The organism is Bacillus sp. GMa5/1 (assembly GCF_050172015.1).
Taxonomy (GTDB): Bacteria; Bacillota; Bacilli; order Bacillales; family Bacillaceae_G; genus Bacillus_A; species Bacillus_A cereus.
This window is the reverse complement of the sequence record NZ_JBNLYC010000278.1, coordinates 1-3,947: the sequence shown is the minus strand read 5'-3', so window position 1 is coordinate 3,947 and position 3,947 is coordinate 1. Positions and strand designations below refer to the sequence as shown.

Here is a 3,947-nt window from a genome sequence, read left to right as displayed (position 1 = left end):
ATATTTGAGTGGAACTTAATGCTAATTTTTTATGCTTAACAGTATGCATATATCATCGTTTATTAAAGTCATAATTGATAAACCTTGTTCAGGGGACGCTCTTCCTGCTAAGCTACAGAATCTTCAAAAGGGAAAGTATAAGCGATTATGCTAGTAATGTATGAAGGAATAATGATGAGAAGCGAATTCAGTAGAAAGTAGTCTTTGGATGTAGTGGTTATATTATTTACGATACCAATCCAAAGGACCTTCAGCACTCAAATCAACAAGAAAAGGGAGTAAGAAATGTAAAGGTAAGCTTATAAGTTCTGGCATAGCGTTCACCGTTTTCTTTGATAGATATTGTCTCATAAAACAATACGGACAATCCTTTTCAAATGTCACGAGTATTGCCCATACATCTTTTATTGTCCACTTCGTTTTACAATACGTACAACGCGTCATGAGGTTCCTCCTCATTTTAAGTTTTCTTCTAGTATACTCCATTCCATTGTAAGAAAGTCATTTGTATTTGGTGTGGTAAAATGTAAGTTGTTTTATTTTTATGTGAATCTATTTAGTCATTTATGAACAATTACATATCATTTGATATTTTTGCAGAATGATAGATTTTCAGTTTCAATATGCCAATTGGCCAATATATCCTTTTTACAATTTACTGAAAATCATGTATAACAGAGATACATGATTATTTTATCTCGCTATTTGCGGGCAGTAAGATCCCTTACCTCGAAATTCAGCAAAAGTAAAGAAGTTAGGTTCGGGTCGGAATGCCCGTAAAAGTCCGATTCGTGAGGGTTGATGAAAGTGTCACTTTATAAATATTCAGAAGTAGAGGGAGAAAAGTTGTAATGGTAAGAAAAACGTTCAAGATGCGCGTGTCTAAAAATAGAACGATTTCGATTAATGGATCGATTCTTGATGTGGATGTTACACATGATGAATTTTTACAAGAGTTTGTTGAGTGGGTTGATTCTAAAGGTTGGTCGTTTATGGGAATAACAGATGAGATTACGCCCGAGGAAGCTAGTCAAAAGTTAATAGATTCGTTGATTGATGAGAAGGATAAGAAAGAGTAATTCCTTCTTATTTTTATTGTATATTTATGTTCTTTATCGTAAAAGTATGATATAGTAAAAAATAGTGAAATTTCTTCCAATATAATACAAATTACATATGATTGGTAGATTTATTATTTTGTTAAGGAGTAAATGGAAAAGGGAGAGTCATATGGTAAATTTTAAGAAAATTTTGGTTTTTATTACAGTTATTTGTTCGTTTTTTTTGACGCCCATAACATTGCGTGCTGAGACGAATATTGGAGTAAATCCAGAACAAGTTGCACCACCACCTGCGGAAGGACCGAATGTTTTTAGTCAGTTTGCAACGACAATTGATGCGAAAACAGGAGATGTTTTGTATGATAAAAACGCATATCACCGAGCATATCCTGCTAGTACGACGAAGGTGTTAACAGCGATTTTACTAATGGAGCATACAAAGCCAGAGGATCAATTTACATTTTCACAATTAGCATTAGATCAAGAGAAGAGTAATTATCAAATTGAGTTTCAACCTGGAGAGACAATTAATAGAAATACTGCGCTTATGATTTTAATGGTGCTGAGTGCGAATGATGTGTCGTATGCGATTGCGGAGCGGATTGGCGGGAGTGTTGAGAATTTCGCTAATATGATGAATGAGAAAGCGAAGCAATTAGGGGCGAAAGATAGCCACTTTGTAACACCGAATGGATTGCATGATCCGAACCATTATACGACGCCGTATGATATGGCTATGATTACGAAGGGTGTGCAAAAGTATCCTGAAATTTTACAAGCGATGAATACGAAAAGAACGACAGTTACGACGTCTAGGCAGACGGTGTCTATTTTTAATAAATCTAATTTTTTTGAAAATCCATATAGCATTGGCGGTAAGACAGGGTTTACGAATGAAGCACGTAATACACTTGTTTTATTAAATGAGAAAGATGGAAATCGTATTATAAGCGTAGTAATGGCTTCTCAAAGACCTGAAATTTATGAAGATTTGAAGCAGATGGCGGAATATTCTTTCGGTCAATTTACGAAGCAAATGGTGCTTGATAAACATAATTGGCATCAAAAAACAACATATTTAAATAAAGATGTTAATTCTGAGTTGGAACAAAGTGCGGAGCTTATGCTTAAGAAAGATGAAGGGAAAAATGTGAAAACTATTTTCCGGGCGGCTTCATTAGATAAAGAATCTTTATATCATAAAGGAATACATCGTGGTGAGGTAGTTGGTGCAGTTGATATTACGAAAAATAATCAAACAATTGCGACGGTAAATGTTCTTTCAACAGAAGATGTCACTTTTACGATGCCTAAAAAAGATACAACTATGCCTGAAGTAAAAGACTCAAATGTGAAAGTAATAAGTGTTGGGATAGGTGCGATTATATTATTTGGAGCAATTTTATATGTAGTGTTGCGCCGAAATACAAAAGGAATGAAATCAGAAGGTAAATAAATTACTAATAAAAAGACTGTGTAAAATTTTGGCACAGTCTTTTTTCTATATTTTAAATAACTAATAATTGTAAATTTTCTTATTGCAATAACTTAAAGTTCGTTATATCATTTACTTGTGTTCTTGTTAAAGAACGCAAGTGGATATTGCATACTTGAAATAATATAAAACAACGGAGAGGGAGAGAGACGATGAAATTAATATGGAAGATAATTAGCAACGCGATCTCATTTGTTTTATTTGCATTGATGGTTTTTTTAGCTTTTGTAGTTATTTCTTCAAAAGCAAGCGGTGGTGATCCGACAGTGATGGGATATCAATTTAAGAGCGTTCTTTCAGGATCAATGGAGCCGACGTTTTTAACAGGATCAATCATTGCAATAGAACCAAACAAAGATGGTTCTAAATATCAAAAAGGTGATGTTATTACCTTTAAAGAGAAAGATCAAAAAATTATCACTCACCGTATTATCGGTGTGAAAGATACAAATGGAAAAGTAATGTATGAAACAAAAGGGGATAACAACAACGGACCAGATTTAGAGCCAGTACTTGCAGAAAATGTAGTTGGAAAGTATGCAGATATTACAGTTCCGTATGTTGGTTATTTACTGAATTATGCGAATTCAAAAGCGGGAGCAGCATTACTTCTTATTATTCCAGGAGTCTTTTTACTTGGGTATTCCGCGATTTCTATTTTTGGTGCTATTCGTAGCATTGACGGAGAAAAGAAAGATAAAAAAGTAGAACAATCCGTCTAGTTCGTTTGGTTATACTTTCCGTTTAGGAAGTTAACAAATATATATTAAGGGGATATGGACATGACTTTAAAGAAAAAATTAGGAATGGGTATTACATCAGCAGTATTAGGAGCAGCTTTAGTTGGTGGAGGAACATTTGCATTTTTCAGTGATAAAGAAGTGTCAAATAATACATTTGCGGCTGGAACACTGGATTTAGCATTAAATCCATCAACAGTTGTTAACGTATCGAATTTAAAACCTGGGGATACAATTGAAAAAGAATTTAAACTAGAAAATAAAGGCTCTTTAAATATTAAAAAGGTTCTACTGAAAACAGATTATAATGTAGAAGATGTAAAGAAAGACAATAAAGATGATTTTGGTAAACATATTAAAGTAACATTCTTAAAAAATGTAGATAAGCATGAGACAATTGTGAAACAAACTACTTTAGATAAATTAAAAGGTGACACACTTACAGCTGTAGATAATGATTTATCGGCTTGGTTCTGGGATGAAAAAGGTATTTCAGCAGGTAAATCTGATAAATTCAAAGTGAAATTTGAGTTCGTTGATAATGGAAAAGATCAAAATCAATTCCAAGGCGATAAGTTACAATTAAATTGGACGTTTGATGCACAACAAACAGCAGGTGAAGAAAGATAATAAGAAAAAGGGCTATCACAT

5 protein-coding genes are annotated in these 3,947 nt (G+C 33.5%); 4 read left to right on the top strand and 1 reads right to left on the bottom strand.

The window, feature by feature from the left end:
• Positions 1-222: 222 nt before the first annotated feature.
• The gene (locus ACQGSG_RS27260; RefSeq protein ID WP_000196288.1) at positions 223-444 is read right to left on the bottom strand and encodes a hypothetical protein; all 222 of its coding nucleotides are present in this window, start codon (positions 442-444) and stop codon (positions 223-225) included.
• A gap of 407 nt (positions 445-851) precedes the next feature.
• Here ACQGSG_RS27260 and ACQGSG_RS27255 point away from each other — a divergent pair, with 407 nt between their 5' ends.
• The 4 genes from ACQGSG_RS27255 to ACQGSG_RS27240 all read left to right on the top strand — a co-directional run bounded on the left by ACQGSG_RS27255 (position 852) and on the right by ACQGSG_RS27240 (position 3,926).
• Positions 852-1,079, top strand: coding sequence for a hypothetical protein (locus ACQGSG_RS27255; protein ID WP_000251856.1), 228 nt, complete (start codon positions 852-854; stop codon positions 1,077-1,079).
• Between the two features lie 151 nt (positions 1,080-1,230).
• Complete coding sequence (locus ACQGSG_RS27250; protein ID WP_000247031.1) at positions 1,231-2,517, top strand: D-alanyl-D-alanine carboxypeptidase family protein; 1,287 nt, start codon at positions 1,231-1,233, stop codon at positions 2,515-2,517.
• A gap of 191 nt (positions 2,518-2,708) precedes the next feature.
• Positions 2,709-3,278 (top strand): signal peptidase I SipW, encoded by a 570-nt coding sequence (gene sipW / locus ACQGSG_RS27245; RefSeq protein WP_000767792.1) that lies wholly within the window; start codon positions 2,709-2,711, stop codon positions 3,276-3,278.
• 60 nt (positions 3,279-3,338) lie between these two features.
• Positions 3,339-3,926 carry a CalY family protein gene (locus tag ACQGSG_RS27240; RefSeq protein ID WP_000172854.1) on the top strand — a complete coding sequence of 196 codons (588 nt, stop codon included), beginning with the start codon at positions 3,339-3,341 and terminating at the stop codon, positions 3,924-3,926.
• The last annotated feature ends 21 nt before the right edge of the window (positions 3,927-3,947 follow it).